Here is a 1,125-nt window from a genome sequence, read left to right as displayed (position 1 = left end):
GCGTGGTCGGCGAGCCAGGGCTGGTCGGCGAGGGAGAGCCTGCTGGTGAAGAGGTGTCCGCCGCCGTCGGGCAGGTCGACGCGGGCGCCGAGCAGGGGGTGTCCGGTCGCGGCGAGTCCCGCGGCGGCGAGGTCGGCGGTGCGCCGGCCGGCGCTCGGCCAGTGGCGCTGCCGCTGGAAGGGGTAGGTGGGCAGCTCCACGGCGTGGGCGGGGCGGGGTGTCAGGGCGGCCCAGTCGACGTCGGCGCCGTGGGCGTGCGCGCGGGCGAGTCCGGCCAGGAGGGCGTCGGTGTCGTCGTGGCCGGGGCGCAGCAGGGCGACGGCCGCGGTGTCGGCGGGGGCGGCCAGGGAGTCGGTGACGAGGGCGGTGAGGGTAGCGTCGGGGCCGATCTCCAGGGTGCGGCGGACACCGAGGGCTTCCAGGGCGCGGACGCCGTCGTGGAAGCGTACGGTCTGCCGGACGTGGCGTACCCAGTGTTCGGGGTCGGTGAGTTCGCCGGGGGCGGCGGGCTCTCCGGTGACGTCGGAGATCGTCGGGATGCGCGGCTCGTGGTAGGTGAGGGCGGCGGCGACCTGCCGGAACTCGTCGAGGACGGGGTCCATGAGGGGCGAGTGGAAGGCGTGGCTGACGCGCAGCCGCTTGGTGCGGCGGCCGAGGGCCTCGATCCGGGCGGTGACGTCGAGGACGGCGCTCTCCTCGCCGGAGACGACGACGGAGCGGGGGCCGTTGACGGCGGCCAGTGCGACCCGGTCCTCGGCCCCCGCGAGCAGGGGCAGCACCTCGTCCTCGCCAGCCTGGAGGGCGACCATGGCGCCGCCCTCGGGCAGGGCCTGCATGAGGCGGGCGCGGGCGGCGACGAGACGGCACGCGTCGGGCAGGGAGAGGACGCCTGCGGCGTGGGCCGCGGCGAGGGAGCCGATGGAGTGGCCGAGGAGGTGGTCGGGGGTGACGCCGAGGCTGCGGACGAGGCGGTGGAGAGCCACTTCGAAGGCGAACAGGGCGGGTTGGGCGTGGCCGGTGGTGGCGAGGAGGTGTCCCGCGTCGCCGAGGACGGTGTCGTGCGGGAGCGGGTCGAGGGTGTCGGCGCCGAACTGGGCGCTCACCTCGTCGAAGGCGGCGGCGAAC

Annotated in this window: 1 protein-coding gene; it reads right to left on the bottom strand. The window is 76.4% G+C overall.

The annotated features are described in order from the left end of the window. Window positions 1-1,125 (bottom strand): acyltransferase domain-containing protein (locus DVH02_RS32775; protein ID WP_158575976.1); only part of this gene is annotated, 1,125 nt, incomplete at both ends.

Origin of the sequence: Streptomyces corynorhini, assembly GCF_003346515.1 — a bacterium.
GTDB classification, from domain to species: domain Bacteria; phylum Actinomycetota; class Actinomycetes; order Streptomycetales; family Streptomycetaceae; genus Streptomyces; species Streptomyces corynorhini.
Note: the sequence above shows the minus strand (reverse complement) of the source record. Positions and strands in the feature narration are given on the sequence as shown.